Genomic DNA, 22,133 nt, shown 5'->3' with positions numbered 1-22,133 from the left:
CCGAATATACACTCTCTGTACCAAAAGTCCAATGGGACATGGGACTACCACCAACGAGCTATGTGTTCTAGAACATAGATTACTAAAGACCCTCCTTTTCTTCAGACTTTCGCTCCTGCCTTGCTTGACGTCGAAAATACCTTCGAAATAAAAAATTCTCCTTTAATGCTTCCATATTCAGGTTGAAATTCTCTGTGCTCTTTTCGATATTCCAAAGTGTATTGGCAAGACTTTCCCTTGCCGTGCTATCTGTTAGCAGCATCCCCGCGGCTCCTTCGCCAGCATCCAATCTTTGTAGGACCTGATTGATTTCCTCCATGAGGCCTACCGCCTGTTGACTGCCTTCCTGCAAATTCTCCAGCGTGATCTCCACGTTGTCAACCATCACGGTATCGGTAAAAAAACGCTTGACCAAGCCATCTCCCGCTTCCAGATTTTGGACAAGAGATCTTCCTGCCCGGGCCATTTCGCGGGACTGACGTCCAACCTCCCGGATAGAGGCTACGGCCTCCCTGATGTCTACGGTGATAGCGGTATCAGCCAACAACTCCCACAACCCGTTGCTTTCTGCCAAGCGATCGCTGATTGCGGCTAGATTTAAAAGCGTATGGTTCAGGTAATCGCTACTTTGATCCAACTTTTCAATCATCCTATCCATATCGGTCCCGGGTTTTCCATAGAGGGTATCGCCTTCTTCAATAAATGTAGATTCTCCTTCCATGGGAATAATCATCAAGAGCTTATTTCCCATCAATCCATCGGTAGAAATGCTCGTATAGGATTTTTTTTGGACAAAAGGCTTCATCCTCCGCTGTATGTAAGCCGTCACATGAATGTTGCCGTCGTCGGCCATTTCTACGGATTTTACGGTACCCACATTCATTCCTTTGTATCGGACATTGTTTCCCGGCATCAGCCCGGAAACGTCCTTTACTACCGAAACAACCTGGATGGAAGCACCAAAAATATTTTGGTTTTTGCCAATCATGTAGAGGGTCAATACCAGAAACAACAGCCCAGCTATCACCAATGCTCCAAGTTTTGCGTTTGATATTTTATAGTTTGTGCTCATGGCTATTCAAAGAATGTTCGGATTTTTGGGTCAGTAGACCGCGTTAAGTTTTCGTACGTGTCCTCCGCATAACACTTTCCTTCCAGCAGCATAACCACCCGGTTGGCGGTAAGACGTATACAGCTCAAATCGTGAGAAATGATGACTGATGCCGCCTGGTACTTGTGTTGCACTTTCACAATCAACTCACTGATCTCGCGTGAAGTGATGGGATCCAGTCCGGTAGTCGGCTCGTCGTAGAGAATTACCTTGGGACGCAGTATCAGTGTTCGGGCCAGTGCGATCCGCTTTTTCATCCCCCCGGACAGTTCCGAGGGCATCATATGCAAGGTGTGGGCCAAGCCCACATCTTCCAATGCATCCAGCACCGCCTGCTCTGCATGTTCATCACGCTGTTTGCGGGTCCAATGCCGCCGTAGTGGAAACAGCAAATTTTGGCGGACCGTCATGGAGTCATACAGTGCGTTGCTTTGAAAGAGAAAACCCACATCCGCACGGAGCCGATCCAGCTCATCCTGATCCAGTAAGCTGATATCCTGCCCCAACACGACTATTTGCCCCGTATCGGGCCGTATTAAGTTTATAATGCACTTAATCAGTACAGACTTACCAGAGCCTGACTTTCCCAGTACTACCAGATTTTCACCCTCGTACACCTGTAGGTTAAAGTTCTTTAGCACATGGTTATCTCCAAAGGATTTGTACAGATTGGAAACCGCTATGACTGCCTTTCTTTCCATCACACCTTACGTTAATCCCAGTAAATCGGTGATCTGCACCGCTATCAAATCTACGATAAAGACCAATAAAGAAGCTACTATTACCGCTGTAGTGGCCGATCGTCCCACGCCTTCTGTTCCCCGCTGAGAATAATACCCTTTGTAGCAACCCACAATACCAATGACAAAACCAAAGAAGAAGGTCTTCACCAAAGAAGGCAGCACATCACCAAAGCTTAGCGCATTAAATACCTGCGTCCAATACAGGTCCCAACTCACCTGCCCACGGATATTGACCCCTAAATAGCCCCCGTATAGTGAGATTGCATTTGCCACACTGGAAAGCACTGGAACCATCAAGGTAGCCGCCATCACCCGCGTAACCACCAGGTACTTGAAGGGGTTGGTACCGGACACTTCCATGGCGTCAATCTGTTCGGTTACACGCATCGAACCCAGCTCGGCTCCTATTCCTGATCCGATTTTGCCTGCACAGATCAGGGCCGTAATCACTGGCGCAATTTCCCGTATCAACGAAACAGACACCATTGCTGGCAGCATGGCCTCAGCGCCAAACTCAACCAAGGTCGGGCGGGACTGAATCGTCAATACCAACCCCATGATAAACGCCGTGATGCCTACCAACGTAAGCGACTTGTAACCGATCCAAAAACACTGATTGATAAACTCAATGTATTCCTGCTTTGGCTTGAAGAGCTCACGAAAAAACCGACCGGTAAACCGGGCAATTTCGCCTACTTCGTTTAAAAAGCTGGACTGCTTCATCTCTTGTTTCTGGTTTTAAAGGTCTTACGCTATATGGTGCTAAAGTCAAAACGGACTGGTTATGACAGATTGATGATCATAACTGACTAGAATACCTACCTTCTATTCGTCTTCCTCCCAGCAGATATTCTTGCCCGCTTGCTGAATGGACGAATATCGCTATTTATACATTGGGGAACCTTGCCGAATATCCTTACAAAACATGATAAAAGTCAGTTATTTTCAAAATATCAGTGGTTTGAGACGGTTTGACGAAGAAAGCAGGATTCATTCTATTGAAACTGATACGGTTTACGCCAAATATTCGAAATTTGGGATGTACGAGACGGTATTCAACTGCTACCTAATTGGGGCGTTTATTTATTTATCGTTAATATAAGCGATATTTCAAATAATCGTATATTTCAACGATATTTGGTATAATCGTAAAATTCAACGATATTAGCACTATGATCGCAGTCATAAAAGGAGACATTGTCGCTTCAAGAGATTTGATAGACCAAGAGAAATGGCTATCCCCACTCAAGCAACTATTGACTAGCTGGGGAAAAACGCCCGGTACGTGGGAGGTAGTTTGGGGCGATTTTTTTCAATTGGAAATCCCCAATCCAGAAGAGGCACTCCTCAGCGCCTTAAAGATCAAGGCATTGATCAAACGAATAGAGCCCATTGATCAGCGAAGGAAAATCAGCACCATAGATGTGCGCATGGCCATCGGGATAGGGGAAAAAACCTACACTGGATCGAAAATTTCTGAAAGCAATGGTCCGGCTTTTGTCTTTGCGGGGAATCAGTTTGACTCACTTAAAAAAAACCATATAAACCTCGCCATTCAAAGCCCTTGGCACGCCTTTGATGAGGAAATAAACCTGTATCTGAAGCTTGCAGGAAATTTGATGGACAAATGGTCGGTTTCGTCCGCAGAATTAGTCGAAATTGTACTTAATTCCCCGGATATTACCCAAATGGAGATCGGAAAACAATTGGGAATAAAGCAGAATTCGGTCAGTGGTCGATGGAGTAGGTCCTATGCGCAAGATCTGCTGGCCGTAGAACAAATGTTCCGAAAAAAACTAATGCTACTAACACGATGATCCTCCTCATCAAACTAATATTAGCTCATTTAATCGGTGATTTTTTACTTCAACCTAAATCTTGGGTGGAGGAAAAGGAACGGAAAAAGGCCCTTTCCATAAAGCTATACCTACACCTCCTCATCCACGGCAGTCTGGTGTGGATACTGCTCTGGGATTACAAGTATTGGCTTATGGCTGCTTTGGTGTTGACGTCCCATGGTATCATCGATGTAATCAAATTGTATGGACAAAAGGAACATAACAAACCAACCTGGTTTTTATTAGACCAAGCTCTCCACCTAGTGACCCTATTGATTTTATGGATCACCATGTCAGAAGAGCCCATCAATCTAACCGAATGGGCTGAATGGGTTAACCAACCTTCGTTTTGGATTTATACAACTGCACTCCTATTTCTAACCAGCGTGAGTGGCATAGCGATCCAAATAACGCTTTCAAATTGGTCGAAATCATTGGATGACACAAACGAAGCATCCTTGAAAGAGGCCGGAAAATACATTGGCATATTGGAACGACTATTCGTCTTCACCTTTGTAGTAACCGGAAACTGGCAGGCAATTGGTTTTCTGTTAGCTGCAAAGTCCGTCTTCCGCTTCGGTGATTTACGGGAATCCAAGGACCGTAAATTAACCGAATACATTTTGATCGGTACACTTTTAAGCTTTGGAGTTGCCGTGGCAGCTGGGTTGACGGTGTTGACACTGTTGGAGCCATAACGCCAATCTGGGGTTCACTTTTCCAATTTATAGTGCAGGAGGGGCTTCTCCCCCATCAGGTGCTCGATGAAGTAGTCCCACCGCTTTTTGGTGAAATAATCGCCATCGGTTCGGCCAAAGCTGTGGTTTCGGCTCGGCCAAATAAATAAATCGAAGTCTTTACCCGCAGAGATCAATGCCTCGATAAATTTGTAGGTTCCCGAAGGATTTACGTTTTCGTCCATGCCTCCATGCGCTAGAAGTAGTTTTCCTTTTAGGTTAGCTGCATGAGTGATATTGGATTGTTCCTCGTAAAAGTCCCCTACGGGATAACCCATGTACATTTCCGGCCACCAGGCTTTTTCCATTCGTTGATCGTGGTTACCTGCCGACGACACCCCCACCTTATAAAAATCAGGATGTAGCAACATGGCCCTAGCTGCATCGTACCCACCGGCAGAATGTCCAAATATACCTACCCGATCCAAATCAATGAAAGCATGTTGGGAGGCAAGTTGTCGGATAGCCAGCACGTGGTCCGTGGTACCATCTCCCAAATTCCGGTAGGAAACATCCTGAAAAGCTTTCGAGCGACCGGAAGTCCCCAACCCATCTACTGTGACCACCAAAAAACCAAGCTCTGCTAATGGCTGTTGTAAACCCAGTACGGCTGCTTTGTAGGTCTTTGGTGTCACAGCCGTATGGGGTCCGGTGTAGGTATAATCAATTACTGGATAATGCCGGTTTGGATCAAAATCAGAAGGCACGTAATAAATTCCATAAATTTCGGTTTTCCCATCCTTGGCAATGGCAGAAAACATCCGGGGAGACTGATATCCCCGCTGTTTTAGGTTGGTATCATCCGCCTCGGAAATATTCATCACCAACTTGCCATCGGCTAGCGAACGAAGCACCGATTGGGTCGGCTGAATAACCGTGGAAAAATTATCGACGAAATACTGCTTATCCGAAGATAGGCTGACTTGATGGTAGGCATCTTCGGGTGTCAGCAACATCAACCCCGTGCCGTCCCAATTTACTCGATACAAATGCGGGTAATAAACGTTCCTACCAGGTTCCTTTCCAGAACCCATAAAATAAATCTGCTCACGATCTTCATCCACATGCACCAAGTCGGTGATCACATATTCTCCCTTTGTTACCGCGCCCAGCGATTTTCCACTTTGCCAGTCATGAAGGTAAAGATGCCTCCATCCACTTCGCTCCGAAGCCAGCAAAAACTTATCGTCCCCTAGTCTTCGAAAGAAATTATCGTAGTCGATATGCGTTTCAGAAGTATCCCGGTATATTTTGCGGATATCACCAGAGTCTGCATCTACCTCTATCACCTCCAATGTCTTGAAGCCACGGGGATAATATACACCATATAGATGTTTCCCATCTTCTGTCCACCGCAAAGCCTTCGGCATAAAATGGGCTGTTTTTAGGTCATTTAAAAGGAGTCGCTTGCCTTCTTCCACATCAAAGACCACCGGAATTTCATATACCACAGTAGTATCCCCCGGCGAACCGCGGTAATAGCCATACAATTCCGGACGAAAACGCTCCGGCTTGCTGTAATCTAGCAAATACATTTTCTCTGCTAGGCGAAGATCTTGAATTCCAGTCAATAGTTTTTTTGAATCCGGAGACCAAACCACATGAAAATTCGAGGGGCGCTCTCCTCCTTCTCCTTGCATCAAGTCACTCCAACCATATCGGTTCGCATATTCAAATCCCTTGCGTCCATCGGTACTTAGTTGGCGCTCTCGCCCAGTCCGAAGATTTTTTATATATAGGTTGTTTCCCTTACGAAAAGCCTCCCACTGCCCATCCGGCGACGTACTACGTTCCCGGTCATTGCCAGAGTCGGCAATACCCTTGGATTCCAGCAAATTTTGCGCCGGTCGAAAGGTCCACGATTGTCCATTCCAATTAAACCCAATCGCACCGTCTCTCTCCATGCGAATCCGCGAGAAGGGCAAAGTCTTCGAATCCACCCCTTCGCCGCTTTCCTTTTCCAAGGCTACTGCGAGCGCATCGTGGTCAAAGGCTAAACGGGTATCCCTCGAGGGGATGTGGGTCACAAAGAAACGCTTGCCCTCACGGGTATTGGTGACATGCCAAAAACCAGAGGAATCAGCAAGCCAGTTGGGAATCACCTCCAAATGATACACTTCCTCTTGGATATTGCCACTTAGAAAATAGGTTGCTTTTTGATACGTTGCCTCCGTCACCTGTGCAAAAACGGGGGCAGTATGCAGCAATAAGGAGACCAGCGCAGCGGCCAAGAATCGGGAGTAAATCATTATGCAATAAATAGATAGATTCGAATTCAGTAGTCAGTAGAAGCCCTTTGCCAAAGGCAGGAAAACAGTACGCATCGAGGGCTTCTACTAAACCTACCGGCCTGTAGAGGTTCTAAGTGTTTTATGCCACTTCATTGGTCAGGGTTCCAATACCTTCGATCGCAATGCTGATTTCATCACCACTTGCGAGGGTAAAGCTACTGTCCGGTACGATGCCCGTACCTGTCATCAGCAAAGCACCATGTGGAAAGGTATATTCCAAAAAGAGGTACCTAACCAGGTCCTCAAATTTGCGCTTAATCTGTGAAATGGCAATGGTATCTTCAAAGGCAATCTGGCCTCCCCGCCGGATGGTGAGACTAATTTGAGTGTTAGGCGATAATGGATTTTCGGTAACGAGAATACAGGGGCCCACCGCAGCAGATCCGTCGTAAATTTTGGCCTGTGGCAAATAAAGTGGGTTTTCGCCCTCAATACTACGAGAGCTCATGTCATTTCCCACGGTATAACCCACGATTTTCCCAGAAGAAGTTATCACGAGTGTAAGCTCAGGTTCGGGCACATCCCAGGTAGAATCTTTACGGATACGAACCTTGTCGCCATGACCAACAGCGCGATGGCCAGAAGCTTTCATAAACAATTCCGGTCGGTCTGCGTGGTACACCAACTCATAAAAGGTAGCTCCACCACTGTCTTTACTTTCTTCCTGCCGACCCAATTTGCTACGGAAATAGGTGACTCCACTGGCCCAGATTTCCTGGCTTTGAACAGGGGGGAGTATCGCATTGTGTATGGATGCCTCGGCATCGGCAGAGGGTTCCCTATCTCCCAGCAGTTTATTTAGCTTGTCAAAGAGTGCGTCATCATTGATAAAAGTGTCCCAGTTTTCCTCGTAAAGGGGGTAAAATTTTGCAGCCTTTTCAGCAACGATTCCGTTTTCTGTTCTGTAGAGTTTCATAGGTTTGGGTTTTTATAAATTTACGAAATAAAGAAAGATAGCAACAACACGATAAGAAAACCACTGAGAGAGATGATGGTTTCCATCACGGTCCAGGTCTGCAGCGTTTGCTTTTCGGAAATATCTAGGTATTTTTTGACCAACCAAAACCCACTGTCATTCACATGGGAAAGGATGCATGAACCTGCAGCGATCGCTATCCCGATCAGCGCTTTCATAGGTTCTGAATACTCCAAGCCCATGATGACTGGAGCAATCATCCCTGCAGCTGTAACCATCGCCACCGTGGCGGATCCCTGAATGACCCGAATCACCACTGCTATCACATAGGCCATCACGATGGGAGCGACATTGTATTCGATAAAAACCTGCGCAAGTGCCTCTCCCGCCCCACTTTCTACCAAGATCTGCTTGAACATGCCACCAGCTCCGGTGATCACGATGATCAAACCCGCAGGAGCCAAAGCTTTATCGGAAAACTCCAGCAACTGCTTTGCTTTAAAGCCCTTTTTAAATCCCAGAAAATAGGATGCGATCAATGTAGCTACGGTAAGCGCCATAAACGGATGTCCAATAAACTGGGCTAGCCCCACCAAGAAATGTTCTCCATCCAAGTACCCGAGACCCACCAACATTCCACTCGTAGTAGCCAGCAAGATAAGCAGTAGTGGCAATGTTATGACAAATGCGATCATGTAAAAATCACTTTTCAGCGGCGTTTCCGCATCTGCTTTAAATTCAATGTGAGATGGAACCGGCACAAAGATTTTCTTGGATATGTACCTGCCGAAAATGGGTCCAGCTATAATGGAACAGGGCAATCCTACCACCACGCCAAAGATGATCATCCAGCCCAGGTTGGCGTTGATGATTTCTGCAACCGCAACTGGGCCGGGTGTTGGAGGAATAAACGCATGGGTAACAGCCATCCCTGCAAGCAGAGGAATTGCATAGTGCAACATGGAAAGTCCCGACTTTTTCGTGAGTGCATAAATCAGCGGAATCAGAATGATAAACCCAACATCCAAAAACACCGGTATGGACACAATGAAGCCTGTTAACATAAGTGCCCAAGTCGTCCGTTTTTCGCCAAAACCTTTGATGATAAAATGGGCCAAAGTCTGTGCTCCGCCCGACACCTCTAGCAACTTGCCCAAAATCGCACCCAAACCCACCACAATGGTGATGAAACCCAAAATATCCCCCATCCCTTTCTGAAGATTGGTGATGAGGTCCATAAAGGGCATTCCAGAGGCCAAACCCACAAAGGTACTTGCCAAAAGGAGCGAAATAAAAGCGTGTACTTTCAACTTCATCACCAAAACCAGTAACAATAGAATGGAGAGGGAGGTGATGATAAAAAGATAAATCGTTTGATCCATGGGTATTTTGGGTTTTTCGGATTACCGACTGAGCTGCTTAGAGGGTGCTTTTGTTATACATTCGAACAAAGTTAGACATCAATTTCTCTAAACCCTTCCAGTCCTTTGCCTTGACCAGATCCTTGGGAACCAAGCCCCCTCCTAGGCCTACACCGGATGCTCCTGCTTTGAAAAAGTCTCCTAGATTCTCCAGCGTAACTCCACCGGTAGGCATCAGCTTTATTTCATTTAAAGGAGCCAATACATCTTTGATATAGCCTGGTCCCAAATCGTTGGCAGGAAACACTTTAACCATCGTCGCCCCCATCTGCCACGATCTATAAATCTCCGTTGGGGTAAACGCGCCTGGAAAAACCGGTATTTTGTGGATGACGCAAAAATTGATCACGTCCTCATCTGAGATGGGCATCACGATAAACTGTGCACCCGCATCCAACGCTTGATGCATCTCGGTCAGCGTACAAATGGTTCCGGCACCGATATTCAACTTATCACCGAATTTATCGACCATCTCCCGGATGGACTGTAAGGCACCTGGGGTGTTGAAGGTGATTTCCATGGTGGATATCCCCGCCTTGATCATACATTTGGCTATTTCCTCCAGGGTTTCGGGAGGCATATTTCGCAAAATGCCCACCAAGGGCATCTTATTAAAAGCTTCCCAAGAAAATGCTTCGTTCATGGTTTAAGTTTTGATTGAAAATTTTATACTGGCCGGAAACCACGGACTTTTCTACCATTTCTTTGGAAATGGTCACTGCAAGAAGTTCTAACGTTTCAAAAGCAAGTTGATAGGGATAAAACACACCTGAGGTGCCGCAGAGGTACGTTGGAAACCCAGAGTCCTTTGCGAGGTTTTTCAATTCACTCCCTATCAATATTCCACTCAGGTAGTGGTAATTTTGCTCAGGTGTATAGGTGTTGAACAACTCCTGCGTGCGAACTTTAAATAGCGTGGATAACAAAGGCTCGCTATATCCCTCACGTACCCCCTTGCGAAAAGCCGCCAAATGATCCGCTACCGAAAGATCCGAATTGGCTGAAATGCTGTTTCTTAAAATGCTGTGCTGTCCCACCACCTCAAACATTTCACCGGTCATGTAGGTGGTAAAATCCACCACGTGTCCATCGATAACCGTAATGTGTTTGGAGTGGGTCCCTGGGAAAATGAACACTCCATCTCCTCCAAATGATTTATAATCCTGGATAATACCGATTAGTTGGGTTTCCTCACCCCTCATTACATCGCAATCGCTCTTTAGACCTGAGAGAAGGATCAGTGAATTGGGGAAGGCATCTGTAACTCCTATGAAATCCATGTTTAAGTCTCTCCCAGACACATTGAAAGGAATCGGCGTGAAAGCCAACTCGCGCAACCCTATACTGGAGGATGCCATGCCTGAACAAATGATCATGAGTCCCGACAAGTCCTCACCCGACGCCTGTTGAAGTTCATTTAGGCCTTTTGCCAGTGTTTCTTTGAAAAAATCCTCCCGTGAAGGGCCTTTACCAACCAAGGAATCTAAAAACATCCGATTTACCTTAGCCACTCCCATTTCATTGGAAATCTCCGACAGCACCTTGAGGTCGGCAGTGTCCACCAACTTCAACCGAAAGGATGTCGTTCCCCAATCACAACTGATAAACCTCACCATATGAACCTTTTAGCACCCACCACTACTACTTGTTACTGATACGCTTTAATTTTGTGATTCACTCAAACGCTGTCATCACGACCACGCGGCATATTTTGCAGGCAAAAAACCAAACAAAAATTAAATATAGAAATAATAGGTCGGTTAAAGGAACCGCTTGGGCCAAAAATATAAAAAAATCCGTCGTCTCAATTCCTTGAGATGACGGATTTTTGATTTGTGGATCTAGTGGTAGCGGAATGACGCCTTGCCTGAGACTAGGTCCAATCAACCTAATGGCAGCGAAGTCTCTCCACCCATGTAGGGGTCAGTTCGGGAAGGGCCACCAAATTCCGCTCTACCCGCATACTGACGCTTGTACATTGTATACCCTTCGCAAGTAATGGAAAAATCGTACCATCCATAGCTTTTGGAGGCATCGAAAGACACTACCTCGGTTTTTCCAGCGGAAAGATTCAGCCTCTTTCCTCCTTCTTGGTAGACGTTGTCCTTAATCAGAAGCGAGATCCTGGAGTCACCTTGATTGGTTAGATGAATTTTCACCCGACCCTCGGTACTAAAACGGTTGGCTTTCTCGTATGCAGCCCGGACACTGAGTCTCGGGTCATTGGCTTCACCAGTCATGTGGCGGTAGAATCCATTAGGCCCCAGTACTTCAATCTCATAGGCGCCCTGTCTAAATTCCTCCAACGCCCATGAGTAGGCAAAGCTATCTCCAGCCTTCACAGCAAAAGACCAAACCGATAGAGGCTCAAATCCTCTGTCTATACCATAGTTCCGTACATAAGCTTGGAATGGAGCTCCGAGCGCACGTTTACCGAACAGGTTGTCTAAAGCCGCAAAACGTACGATTACTTCCTTCGCTCGGCTATCCAGTCCACCGTCCACTTCCAACTCGTAGGCCAGCGCATTCGATGGCTTTGTCCCTGTCTCCTGCTTAGGCAACCAGGGTGACATTCGGGGGTTAAGGTTCGCTTGATTGATTTCAGCGGCACTTAACGACTTAAAGTTGTCCGGTATATCTTTAAAGCTTGCATTATAGATCGCCTTAACGTGTTCCTCCCTATTGACTAGATCCGGTATGTCGAACGTTTCGCCATCGTATGGTCTGAAAACCGAGGTTAGGTCTCCGCATACCGCTCTGCGCCATTCACTTATATTGGTTTCCTTGATCACATGTCCTGTTTTTTTCGACAGAATTACTTCCATCAACTGGATTACAGAAGTGATGTCACACACTTCGGAGTTGACCCAACCGCCACGGGACCATGGGGAGGCCACTACCAGCGGCACCCGATATCCCAATCCCACAGGGCTTTCCCGGGCATTCTCGGGCTTCATCCCGGGGGTCTCCAATTCCTGCTGAAGGGTTACGTATTCACCCGTCGCATCCAATCCATCGGACATCTTTCCAGTTTTGGGATCTCCGGGTTTAGGTGGTACAAAAGGTGGAATATGGTCAAAGTACCCGTCATTTTCATCGTAGTTAAGGATAAAAATGGTTTTCTTCCAAACCTCCGGATCCTGAGTAAGTATATCCAATGCCTCAGACACATACCACGCCCCATACCAAGGTGCACTGGGATGATCTGAAAACTTTTGAGGAGCTACCAGCCAAGAAACCGTAGGCAATGTACCGGCGGCCACATCTTTGCGGAACTCATGGAAAATATCTCCCTTAGGAATCTTCACCTCTCTGGTTTCGCCATTATCTTTGTATGAAAGTGTTTCTGTAGAGTGGTAGTCCGGATCGTCTGTATTAACAGAAAACGCCCGCTGATGCAACGACTTATCCCGCTCAGAAAGCTTTTCAAAGTTCTCTGGATTCCATATTCTTAGAGATTCCAAAACCTCATCCAACAGCTGCTTCTTCTTTGCAAGCTCCTTTTCCAGTTCTACTCTGCTGCTTCCCTGTGCTTCCTGGAGCTTGCGCTCGGTGGATTGAATGTCAGCGGGCAGCTCCTGTTCCATTCTCTTTAGGAATGCATAGTGCCCTGGCGTAAAACGCACCTTAAACTGGGAAAACCATTCCAGGTTATTATCGGTAAAATTGGCCAGTAACGACTCATCTTCTCCCGATAAATCAGTGGTTAGGCTCACCTCGTTTTGATACACTTTCCAAGAAATCCCATGGTCCTCCAATCGCTCCGGAAAGGTATTCCAGTTCACTTCCTTGGAATACCCGATGTCTGAATTCCGAACCTTGGGTTTGTCACCTGGGGCTCCGTGCGTTTTACCTGTCCAATGATAATTCCGGTTGGTAGTGGTACCTGTAAGTGAAGAACAGAAATGTTGATCGCAAACGGTAAATGCATCGGCAAAGGCATAGTAAAAGGGAATGTCCTCGCGCTCGTAAAAGCCCATAGTCATTGGAACATGCGCAAACTCCTTTCTTCCAGACCGCTTGGCTTCTATCCATCCGTCGTATTTGCCTTCGTTTCGAGCGTCTACCTGGTTTTCCCATGAGTGCGGAATATCCTTCATCCACGTGGCCTTGGTGTCCTTCATGTTAAAGCGAAATGGAGCAAAGGTATTCCCCTGCTTATCACTCTGAAGCCATACTAGATTCTGGTTGGGCAGGCGAATTGCGCGGGGATCGTTGAAACCCCTCACCCCCTTCAATTTTCCAAAACAATGATCAAAGGACCTGTTTTCCTGCATGAGAACCACGATGTGCTCTGCATCCATAAACGTGGAACCTTTTTCAGGATTGATGGCCATTGCCTTCTGTATCGAGGCGGGGAAGGACGACCACAAACTGGCTCCACCTGTAAATACTGCCGCCTTTTTGAGAAAATCTCTTCTTGAGTCTTTCATAAGTTTATCAACTGTTAACCAAGTTAACTATCTAAATATAACGCAGTGAAGCAAGTACTTCAAAACCGTTTATGTAAGAGAGGTCACGGGCAAATGGCCCATGACCTCTCTTACAAGATAATCTTCAACGCTTACGCTCTATTGCGCATCCCACCATACCCGCGTGGTGATTACGTCAGCACCCTGACGGGCAACAGCTTCTTGGTAGTTGTCGCGGTTAAGTGCTTGTACACCTGTCGGATACATAAACCTTCTGGGAACAGAATCGAAGAACGCTGCCGGACCCGGACTGATTGCCGGAATCCCAGTTCGACGCCAATCGTACCAACCTTCCATTCCATTGAAAAAGAGAGCTAGCCACTTTTGGGTTCCTATCTTCACCAGTTTCTCTTGCTGCGATCCGGAATAGGCGACCGCTGCTTGTTGGTAATACGATGACTCAGGTTGGGTCACGTTGGCTATGGGAGTAAGGTTAGCTGCCCGCAGTCTGGCTTCGTAGTAGTCAAATGAAGCACGAATCCCGTTGAGGTAATAGGTCTCCGCATCGCCCGTAGTGATATAGCCTTTTTCCCTGGCTTCGGCCAAAATAAACTGCACCTCTGAATAACTCATCAACATGGTTTGAAATCCGGTCGGCGAGGCAAAGGGAGAGCATTGCAGGCAGGAGAAAAGCATTCCAATGTTAGAAATGTAGTTTGATCCGCCCTTATTGGGATCTCCCGTCGGAGAGTATCCGTACGCATCTTCATCTGCAAGACCATTCGGTACACCGGCATAATCTTCCGGATCCCCTACCAAACCTGCGCCCGACTCCGTTGTTGGCTGTGCATATACAAACAGCCTAGGGTCGTTATAGTCTTTCAATACACGTTCCATCGTGGTACTCAGCCGGTATTCGTCAAACGACCCGGAACGGGTAGTGAACAGGTAGTGTTGATTAGGCACGTCCGGTAGGTGCTGTAAAGCGGCATTGTCTTCATTTCCTTGAATGATCGGGCTTCCGGTCGGATCTCCCACGATGGCCTGCATGGCTGAAGAGGGATCTACCCGCTTGGACAGCCTCATCAACGCCCTTAGGCGGAGCGAGTTCGCCAGCTTTTTCCATTTGGTTACATTTCCCCCAAAAAGGATGTCGCCTTCCATGGTTCCACCAGAAGCTCCCAGCAGTTGGTTGGCACGTGCCAAGTCATTCAAAATACCCTGATAGATGACCTCCTGCCGGTCAAATTTCGGGTAATTGATGTCTTCTTTGGCTTTAGTCGCCTCCGTAAAAGGTAAATCTCCGTAAGCATCCGTCATAAATGCGTACATCAGGGATTTCATCACCAAGGCAGCTCCCACGTAGTTGGTCTGCCCAGAAGCCTCCCCTAAGATAATTACATTGTTCACATCCCTCATGGCATTGTAAAACACGCTATAAGGGTTTCCTTGAGGTCCCCAATTATACCGATCCTCGTTGGTAAATTGAATCTTGGCGGAATACTGCACTACCACATTTCCCAAACCCCAAGATTTTCCTACAATCTCATTGCTGGCAACCCGGATAATATGGGGAAGCAGCAAAGCAGGAGAAACTACCTCCGGGTTGTTTGGATTACGGTTTACTTCTTCGAAATCCTGATCACAGCCTGTGGAAACCAACAGAACCATCGCGGTCAGGATACAGCTTATTTTTGTTAGTATCTTCATGATTTTCAATGTTCAGAGGTTAAAACTTAAGGTTAAGGTTAAACCCTATGCTTCTGGTAGATGGAAATGCCATGTCCTCTACGCCTGGAATAAGGGTGCCTCCAGACATGGACATGGTTTCCGGATCGAAGTGAGGGTTTTCAGTCCATAAAAACAGGTTTCTGCCGACCAAAGAAAGCCTAGCCTCCTGAAAAGGCAGCCTGCCCATTGCAGCCGCAGGAATATTCACTCCCAAGGTTACTTCCCTTAACTTAACAAAGGAGGCATCGTATAGGGCTGCCTCTACGTTACTTCGTTCATAATACCGGTTATGCCAGTCCCTTGAACTGATTTTTCGATCGTTGGGAATAAAGGACCCATCAGCGGTACGAATCACGCCCGGGCTGATGATGCCATTTCCTTCTTGGGTGAGATCGTAACCGTTTTCTCTACCCAAAAGGGTCTCCGCCAACTGGCCGGAAGTAGACCCGATGGTTTTGGTCCGGGATACCACGATACCACCGTACCGGATATCAAACAAAAATCCTAGGTAAAAACGCTTGTAATTCAACGTATTTTGAATGCCTAGCATCCAGTCAGGGTTGTAGTTACCCCATTTCTTTACGGCAGCACCGGTTAGTGGCGTCCCGCTGGTGTTGTGGATGATCTGACCAAAGTAGGGGCTATTGGGATCCTCGACCCGCTCAAACCCTCTTCCATAGATATTTCCCATTCGTTCGCCTACACGGGCCTGAATGTTTGCACCGTTTCGACCCACCATAGAGTAGATATCCAAGCCCTCAGTGAGTTCCAAAACCCTGCTGCGATTTCTGGTAAAGTTGGCAGATACGTTCCAGCTTATACCATTCGCTTTTTGTATGGGCGTTCCGTTTACCATGACTTCCAAGCCGTGGTTTTGGATCTCCCCAGCATTGATAATCCTGCTGGCATAACCGGTAGAGATATCCAGCTCAATGGGTATGATCTGGTTTCGGGTGCGGTTGTCGTAATAGGTCACATCCAATCCTAACCTACCTTTCAGAAAACGGATATCCGTACCAAACTCATAGGATGCAGTCCGTTCCGGCTTCAGGTTCGCATTGGTAAGGCGGTTAGATTCTGATTTAATCTGTACAGACCCCCAGGCAATCTCAGGATTAAACACATTGGTGAGACTATAGGGGTCTGTGTCGTTACCGACCTCGGCAAATGCTCCCCTTAGTTTGAAAAAGGAAAACGCCGCCGGCATTTCAATCATGTCGGAAATTACGGCACTCATTGTAACCGACGGGTAAAAATAGCTGTTACTATTTACTGGAAGCGTACTAGACCAGTCATTCCTTCCCGTTACATCTAAAAACAGTACATTCTTATACCCAATCTGGCCAAACCCATACAGGGAGTTGATGCGTTTTTCAGAACGAAATTGATTGACCTGCAGGTTAACAGCGGTATTTGTGAAATTGTAAATGTTTGGAATAAGCAACTGTGGAGCTACGGTTTGTTGAAACCGATTTTCCTGAACCATCTGGTTGCCACCCAATGAAACGGTATAGGTCCAATTGGATTTACCGGTTTCGGAGTAGGTCAGTAAGAAGTCTGAATTCCGCTCGCTAAAGTAGACCATGTCCTCGCGATAAGCCCCCCTTGGAAACCGCTGGGTACTAAACGCCCGCTTTCTATCCCTCAAGTCATTAAATAAATCCAAACCTGTTCGCACCATCAGGCTCAGCTTATCGGTAAATTGGTAATTCGCCATGACGTTGCCGAATACACGGTCCTTGCTTTGCCCATTGGTATTTTCGTATACCGTAAAATAGGGGTTATCGTGGTAGTTATAGTTGTAATTAAACTGTTGAACACCCTCCATACCCGGCATCCAGTAGTCTCGTAGACTTCGGGTGTTCACTTGACGACCATACCAAATCCAGAGGTACATCAAACTCTCCGTACCGTAACTGATACTGGGCCGATTGCCGCTGATTGAGTTTTGGTAATTGATGGCAGTATTTAGCGTCAGCTTATCGGTGATTTGAGTCATCCCGTTCATTGCGATGGTATTTCGCTTTAAATCGGTATTGGGTACGATTCCGGTTTGATCTAGGTTTGTCCATGAAAACCGGAAGTTGGATTTGTCGCTGCCCGCCGCAATGGCCACGTTGTTGGACAGCGTAACACCCGTTTGGAAAAAATCATTGATATTGTTCGGCTGTGCTACCCAGGGGGTTGGATTAATGGTACTGCCAGCCGGCGCATTTAGGTCCCCACCGCGGAAGCCTGCCACGTTTCTTGGAGAGTCAAATTGCGGAATCATTAGCCCGGCATCCATAGCGGGACCCCAGCTTTCGTCCACGCCGTCTGCAAGTCCTCCCCCACGTCCATTGACAAAGGAGAATAACCCATTGTTTCCCTGACCGTATTTATCCTGCCATTGCGGCATGGTCAGCGGGGATTCGAAGGTAGTATTGGAATTGATCGTCACCCCCAGGCCTTTCTTGTTTTTTCCAGACTTTGTGGTGATCAAAATAGCTCCGTTAGCGGCTCTTGATCCATACAAGGCCGCAGCAGCAGGGCCTTTCAGCACCGATACAGAGGCGATGTCATCCGGGTTGATTTCACCAGCGGCGTTACCATAGTCCACCTCCAAGGTCCCTGAACCCGAAGCTCCTACTATACTGTTGCTAATAGGCACACCATCTACCACAAAAAGGGGCTGATTGGCATTGATATTTAAGGAGGATTCTCCCCGAATGGTTACCCTAGCAGATCCACCGATACCGCTGGAGGAATTGGTAACCTGCACGCCGGCGACCCTTCCACTAAGCGAATTGACTACGTTAGTCTCCCTGGCTTCCGTAAAACGATCACCATCCACTGCTTGCACGGAATATCCCAGTGCTTTCGTTTCCCGTTCTACACCCAATGCTGTCACAACGACTTCACTCAAATCCTCTGAGGAATACTGAAGCGAAACATTGATAAGGTTTTGATTTCCCACGGTGATTTCCTGAGTGGAGAATCCGATATACGAAATAACCAGTACAGCATCCGTACCCGGAACCTCTAACTCGTAATTCCCATCCATATTGGATACTGTTCCTCGGGTGGTGCCTTTGATCAGAACCGAAGCGCCTAGTACCGGATCGCCGGAGCCGCTTTCAGTAATTTTACCACCCACCATTCGGCTTTGGGCGTGAAGGCCAGCATGGGCCATGAGTGTAAACAGCAAGCCTAGCAGGAAAATCCTGCACAGGCTACAAATGGGCTTTTTACCCTCTTTGTGTAATACATGTTTCATAGTAAATGGGTAGATGTATAATGATAAATGGTGTAAAATAGGGATAAATAGGCTGGGATTGAGATTTGTGGTATGTCCGGAAATCTCCTTTAACCCTTGCTCGTTAATGGGTGGTTTTCCTAAAAAATCAGCCGGCAATATCTAGCAGCTGAATCAGAAACCTCCCGGAAGAAACGTACCATACTCACGGTATAAATTTAAGAATTTTTCCGGTTTACCAAACGATTGATATAGTCAAATGCGAATTTTTTAGAATAATATTATTTAGTGTTTTCGTCACACGACAAAGTTCAAAACAAAAAAGTGATTCACCTACTGGGCTAAGTTATGAAAAAGTGAAGCTTTAAAACACGGATATAACGTTTTGGTAAAAGGGTGGATAAGTATATAGTATCCACCCTCTCACGTTAATCTCTGAGATGATAGGCTTTAGGCTGGACAAACGCCCTAATGCCCTGATAGGAAAGTGTTGAGCCCAATCCGGAATTCTTTCTACCAGACCATGGAACATTCGGACTAACCCGGTCGCAGCAGTTCCAATACACTGTACCAACCGGAAGCTGCTTCAGTAGTTGCATAGCCCTGCCTTTGTCGGTCGCAAAAACGGCCGCCGTCAAGCCATACGAGGTATCCTTCATCAGTTTGAGGGCTTCTTCGTCATTTGCTACTTTTTGAATACCGATTATCGGGCCAAAAGATTCCTCTTTCATCAGGTCCATCCCGTGGTTTACCGAAGTCAATACAGTAGGTGTAAAGTAGTAACCCTCTCCTTCTGGAGAAAAACCACCATGTTTCAGTTCAGCGCCTTTCAACAGGGCATCTTGAACTTGATCCAATAGAACCTGAACCTGTGGCTCTCGGGTGAGAGGCCCAATAAAGGTGGATTTATCCATCGGGTCTCCCATCTTATAGGATTTAACCTCCTCAATGAAATGTTCCACGAATTGGTCGTAAATGCCTTCCTGCACATAAATGCGCTCCACCGCGCAACAGCTTTGGCCATTATTGTAGAACGCGCCTTCTGCGGCATTGATGGCGGCTTGCCGTACGTCGATTACATCATCCATGACATAAAGGGGATCTTTCCCCCCTAACTCCAACTGCATCGGTACCAGTTTCGGAGCTACTTGAGTTGCGATATACCTCCCTGTGGCGTAGGATCCTGTGAAAAAATACCCGTCTAAATCCGCTTCAAGTAGCATTTGACCAACCTCTCCCGTTCCAATCACGCACTCAAAGGCATACTCCGGCACCCCCGCTTTCCAAAGCAATTCGCGAAACTTCAATCCCGTCATGGATGCAAATTCGGAGGGCTTGTAGACTACCGAATTCCCCGCAACCAAGGCATACAGGAACACATTATACCCTACATTATAAGGAAAATTCCAAGCTGAGATATTCGCCACAACGCCCAAAGGTTCGTAGGAAATCTGTTCTTTGGTTGCTCCTTCAGAGACCATCACTTCTTCGGCCAGCCATTTTGTTGCATTTGCTTCCAAATGAACCAATCGGTTATTGGCCCCCTTGATCTCATTGATCGATTGCTGTAGCGGCTTACCGGTTTCCTGGGTTAATACGAACGCTAACTCTTCCACCGAATCGGCTACAAGCTCTCCAAAACGAAGCAAAATAGCCAATCGCTCCTCCACCGGTACGTCGGCCCATAGTGGCTGCCCCTTTCGTAGTTTTTCAATTTTTGACAATACATGCTCCTTTGTATCAGAGGGTATTTCGTTGATTAGGGCACCAGTGGCCGGATTAATGACTTGCATGAATTTCTTCTTTGACGTGAGATAAAAACAGTTCGATGATTTTGGAGGAATCCAGCGTTCCGTCCTTTTTCCCGTATGAAAACTCCGGATGCCATTGAACACCCAGCACTTTACCCGGCGCTGCCTGTGTATACCCTACGGCTTCAATGATCCCATCCTCCCGGCTATTGGCCAAAACCTCCAGATCCTTCCCTAGGTCCTTGATACCCTGATGATGCACAGAGTTAACTTGACAATCCCCAACTTTCCCGTAGAGCTGGGCCAACAAGCGATCGGGTACGAGCGTAACCTCGTGCTTTAGGTTATCGTAGGCTTCCGCATCTCTATGAAGGATTGCGTCGAGGCGTTGGGTAGCAATATCCTGATACAGCGTACCACCTAGAAATACGTTCAATAGTTGAAATCCTCTGCATATGGCCAATAGAGGCTTGTCCTTTTTGAAAGCGAATTCCATCAGTTTTAGTTCGTAAGAATCCCTAACCGGATCACCAAGCCATTTGCCGGGGATAATAGGTTGCTCTCCATAACTGCTTGGAGAAAGGTCCGTTCCTCCCTGAAACAAAAACCCATCCATTTGCTCTAAGATTGGATACAGATACCGGTCGTCTACCGAGGGAATGAGTACAGGCAGCACGCCTTCTTGGCACACAAACGTAGCCATATCCTGCTCCAAATAATTCAATGTCTTTGGTCCAAATACCAACCTGTTTGGGTCTGGATACATCAAACAGGCACTGATCCCGATTTTTATCATAATGCCTCTAGGTATAGCTTTCTAAAATCGTCTCTTGTCACGGGCTTCGGATTATTTGGATGACAAAAATCCGCATATGCCAAGTCCGCCAAGGTTTCAATATGCCCATCTTCCACGCCGATATCGGAAAGTCTAATGGGTAGGTTCAACTCTTGGTTTAGGTCAAAAAGGTAATCCACGAATCTACTCCCTGCTTTGGGTCCAAGGCCCATCATATACGCCATCTGATCGAATTGTTCTTCAAAACCCGCAAAATTATACCTCATTCCAAACGGAAGATTAACCGCATTGGCCAAACCGTGGTGCGTATCCAGCAAGCTAGAAAGCGGGTGCGCTAGACTATGCACCACCCCCAATCCCTTTTGAAAGGCTACTGCACCCATCATGGATGCCATGAGCATCTTTGCCCGTGATTCCAAATCCGACTTATGGGTTGCCTGCACAATGGACTCGCTGATCAACTTCATGCCTTCCATTGCGATACCACTGCAAAGTGGTTGAAAATTCTTTGCCAAAAATGCCTCCAAATTATGGGTGAGGGCATCCATACCGGTAGCAGCCGTTACGAACGGTGGGAGGTCCATGGTCAATACAGGATCTGCAAAAACCATTTTGGCCATCAAGCTAGGAGCAAACAAAATACGCTTTTTCTTGGTATCGTCTTCGGCAATGATAGCGCTACGGCCCACTTCACTACCGGTACCTGAAGTAGTCGGAACCGTAACTAAATGAGGAATTGGTTCGGTCACGTATTGATCCCCTCCAATCAAATCATCGTAATCAAAAAGATCCCTGTGGTGATTAATACTCAACGCTATGGCCCTGGCTACATCCAAGGGAACGCCACCACCTATCCCGACAATGGAATCCCTCCCTGTTGTTCCATAGAAATCCTTACCTTTGAGCACGTCTGATTTGACGGGATTTTTGTGCATCTCTGAAAAAACCTCCACCGAAATACCTGCTTGCTTCAACGCCTTAACGATGAGCTTAAAAAAATCAAGCTCTCTGACTAAGGGGTCTGTGACCAGAAGCGGATGGGCTAGACCCTGGGCCTTGAGGTAGTAGGCCAGCTCATCGATCACACCGGCACCAAACCGGATTGCTGTTGGAAAATTTAGCGAATATCTGCTCTTTACGTCCATTTTTTA

The 22,133-nt window shown here is 46.9% G+C and carries 16 protein-coding genes; 2 read left to right on the top strand and 14 right to left on the bottom strand.

Annotation, left to right across the window (positions count from 1 at the left end; translation table 11 throughout):
* Positions 1 to 82: 82 nt before the first annotated feature.
* The 3 genes from JJU34_RS19975 to JJU34_RS19965 are packed head-to-tail and all read right to left on the bottom strand — an operon-like array spanning position 83 to position 2,577.
* Positions 83 to 1,072, bottom strand: a complete 990-nt coding sequence (locus tag JJU34_RS19975) for an MlaD family protein (protein WP_228694190.1) — start codon at positions 1,070 to 1,072, stop codon at positions 83 to 85.
* A gap of 2 nt (positions 1,073 to 1,074) precedes the next feature.
* Positions 1,075 to 1,812: an ATP-binding cassette domain-containing protein gene (locus JJU34_RS19970; protein WP_228694189.1), complete on the bottom strand. Its 738-nt coding sequence runs from the start codon at positions 1,810 to 1,812 to the stop codon at positions 1,075 to 1,077.
* A gap of 6 nt (positions 1,813 to 1,818) precedes the next feature.
* Entirely contained in the window at positions 1,819 to 2,577 is a 759-nt protein-coding gene (locus JJU34_RS19965; protein WP_228694188.1) for an ABC transporter permease, read from the bottom strand.
* A 449-nt stretch (positions 2,578 to 3,026) separates the two neighbouring features.
* Between JJU34_RS19965 and JJU34_RS19960 the strand changes: the two genes are divergently transcribed.
* Positions 3,027 to 3,671, top strand: a complete 645-nt coding sequence (locus tag JJU34_RS19960) for a SatD family protein (protein ID WP_228694187.1) — start codon at positions 3,027 to 3,029, stop codon at positions 3,669 to 3,671.
* A complete protein-coding gene (locus JJU34_RS19955) occupies positions 3,668 to 4,390 on the top strand; it encodes a DUF3307 domain-containing protein (protein WP_228694186.1) in 723 nt (240 codons plus the stop codon). Before JJU34_RS19960 ends, JJU34_RS19955 begins: the two co-directional genes overlap by 4 nt.
* A 14-nt stretch (positions 4,391 to 4,404) precedes the next feature.
* On the opposite strand, the gene JJU34_RS19950 is transcribed toward JJU34_RS19955, so the two are convergent.
* The 11 genes from JJU34_RS19950 to JJU34_RS19900 all read right to left on the bottom strand — a co-directional run bounded on the left by JJU34_RS19950 (position 4,405) and on the right by JJU34_RS19900 (position 22,127).
* The gene (locus JJU34_RS19950) at positions 4,405 to 6,678 is read right to left on the bottom strand and encodes a DPP IV N-terminal domain-containing protein (RefSeq protein WP_228694185.1); all 2,274 of its coding nucleotides are present in this window, start codon (positions 6,676 to 6,678) and stop codon (positions 4,405 to 4,407) included.
* 121 nt (positions 6,679 to 6,799) lie between these two features.
* Entirely contained in the window at positions 6,800 to 7,636 is an 837-nt protein-coding gene (locus JJU34_RS19945; RefSeq protein ID WP_228694184.1) for a fumarylacetoacetate hydrolase family protein, read from the bottom strand.
* Between the two features lie 20 nt (positions 7,637 to 7,656).
* Complete coding sequence (locus tag JJU34_RS19940) at positions 7,657 to 9,018, bottom strand: gluconate:H+ symporter (protein WP_228694183.1); 1,362 nt, start codon at positions 9,016 to 9,018, stop codon at positions 7,657 to 7,659.
* A 37-nt stretch (positions 9,019 to 9,055) separates the two neighbouring features.
* Positions 9,056 to 9,700, bottom strand: coding sequence for a bifunctional 4-hydroxy-2-oxoglutarate aldolase/2-dehydro-3-deoxy-phosphogluconate aldolase (locus JJU34_RS19935; protein ID WP_228694182.1), 645 nt, complete (start codon positions 9,698 to 9,700; stop codon positions 9,056 to 9,058).
* A complete protein-coding gene (locus JJU34_RS19930; RefSeq protein WP_228694181.1) occupies positions 9,669 to 10,673 on the bottom strand; it encodes a 2-dehydro-3-deoxygalactonokinase in 1,005 nt (334 codons plus the stop codon). Before JJU34_RS19930 ends, JJU34_RS19935 begins: the two co-directional genes overlap by 32 nt.
* Before the next feature lie 267 nt (positions 10,674 to 10,940).
* Positions 10,941 to 13,490, bottom strand: a complete 2,550-nt coding sequence (locus tag JJU34_RS19925; RefSeq protein ID WP_228694180.1) for a phosphocholine-specific phospholipase C — start codon at positions 13,488 to 13,490, stop codon at positions 10,941 to 10,943.
* A gap of 138 nt (positions 13,491 to 13,628) precedes the next feature.
* Entirely contained in the window at positions 13,629 to 15,179 is a 1,551-nt protein-coding gene (locus JJU34_RS19920; RefSeq protein ID WP_228694179.1) for a SusD/RagB family nutrient-binding outer membrane lipoprotein, read from the bottom strand.
* Positions 15,180 to 15,198: 19 nt separating this feature from the next.
* Complete coding sequence (locus JJU34_RS19915; protein ID WP_228694178.1) at positions 15,199 to 18,456, bottom strand: SusC/RagA family TonB-linked outer membrane protein; 3,258 nt, start codon at positions 18,454 to 18,456, stop codon at positions 15,199 to 15,201.
* Positions 18,457 to 18,863: 407 nt separating this feature from the next.
* Positions 18,864 to 20,228 carry an aldehyde dehydrogenase family protein gene (locus tag JJU34_RS19910; RefSeq protein WP_228694177.1) on the bottom strand — a complete coding sequence of 455 codons (1,365 nt, stop codon included), beginning with the start codon at positions 20,226 to 20,228 and terminating at the stop codon, positions 18,864 to 18,866.
* On the bottom strand, positions 20,215 to 20,982 hold the full coding sequence (locus JJU34_RS19905; RefSeq protein ID WP_228694176.1) for a gamma-glutamyl-gamma-aminobutyrate hydrolase family protein: 768 nt from the start codon (positions 20,980 to 20,982) through the stop codon (positions 20,215 to 20,217). Before JJU34_RS19905 ends, JJU34_RS19910 begins: the two co-directional genes overlap by 14 nt.
* Positions 20,979 to 22,127 (bottom strand): iron-containing alcohol dehydrogenase, encoded by a 1,149-nt coding sequence (locus JJU34_RS19900; protein ID WP_228694175.1) that lies wholly within the window; start codon positions 22,125 to 22,127, stop codon positions 20,979 to 20,981. Before JJU34_RS19900 ends, JJU34_RS19905 begins: the two co-directional genes overlap by 4 nt.
* Positions 22,128 to 22,133 lie beyond the last annotated feature (6 nt).

Source organism: Lunatimonas sp. (assembly GCF_020832325.1).
Taxonomy (GTDB): Bacteria; Bacteroidota; Bacteroidia; order Cytophagales; family Cyclobacteriaceae; genus Lunatimonas.
The sequence above is the reverse complement of the archived record's forward strand: the minus strand, read 5'-3'. Positions and strand labels throughout refer to the sequence as shown.

Coding starts and splice junctions, on each gene's coding strand:
- JJU34_RS19975 (WP_228694190.1), bottom strand. CDS start 1,072: ATGAGCACAAACTATAAAATATCAAACGCAAAACTTGGAGCATTGGTG.
- JJU34_RS19970 (WP_228694189.1), bottom strand. CDS start 1,812: ATGGAAAGAAAGGCAGTCATAGCGGTTTCCAATCTGTACAAATCCTTT.
- JJU34_RS19965 (WP_228694188.1), bottom strand. CDS start 2,577: ATGAAGCAGTCCAGCTTTTTAAACGAAGTAGGCGAAATTGCCCGGTTT.
- JJU34_RS19960 (WP_228694187.1), top strand. CDS start 3,027: ATGATCGCAGTCATAAAAGGAGACATTGTCGCTTCAAGAGATTTGATA.
- JJU34_RS19955 (WP_228694186.1), top strand. CDS start 3,668: ATGATCCTCCTCATCAAACTAATATTAGCTCATTTAATCGGTGATTTT.
- JJU34_RS19950 (WP_228694185.1), bottom strand. CDS start 6,678: ATGATTTACTCCCGATTCTTGGCCGCTGCGCTGGTCTCCTTATTGCTG.
- JJU34_RS19945 (WP_228694184.1), bottom strand. CDS start 7,636: ATGAAACTCTACAGAACAGAAAACGGAATCGTTGCTGAAAAGGCTGCA.
- JJU34_RS19940 (WP_228694183.1), bottom strand. CDS start 9,018: ATGGATCAAACGATTTATCTTTTTATCATCACCTCCCTCTCCATTCTA.
- JJU34_RS19935 (WP_228694182.1), bottom strand. CDS start 9,700: ATGAACGAAGCATTTTCTTGGGAAGCTTTTAATAAGATGCCCTTGGTG.
- JJU34_RS19930 (WP_228694181.1), bottom strand. CDS start 10,673: ATGGTGAGGTTTATCAGTTGTGATTGGGGAACGACATCCTTTCGGTTG.
- JJU34_RS19925 (WP_228694180.1), bottom strand. CDS start 13,490: ATGAAAGACTCAAGAAGAGATTTTCTCAAAAAGGCGGCAGTATTTACA.
- JJU34_RS19920 (WP_228694179.1), bottom strand. CDS start 15,179: ATGAAGATACTAACAAAAATAAGCTGTATCCTGACCGCGATGGTTCTG.
- JJU34_RS19915 (WP_228694178.1), bottom strand. CDS start 18,456: ATGAAACATGTATTACACAAAGAGGGTAAAAAGCCCATTTGTAGCCTG.
- JJU34_RS19910 (WP_228694177.1), bottom strand. CDS start 20,228: ATGCAAGTCATTAATCCGGCCACTGGTGCCCTAATCAACGAAATACCC.
- JJU34_RS19905 (WP_228694176.1), bottom strand. CDS start 20,982: ATGATAAAAATCGGGATCAGTGCCTGTTTGATGTATCCAGACCCAAAC.
- JJU34_RS19900 (WP_228694175.1), bottom strand. CDS start 22,127: ATGGACGTAAAGAGCAGATATTCGCTAAATTTTCCAACAGCAATCCGG.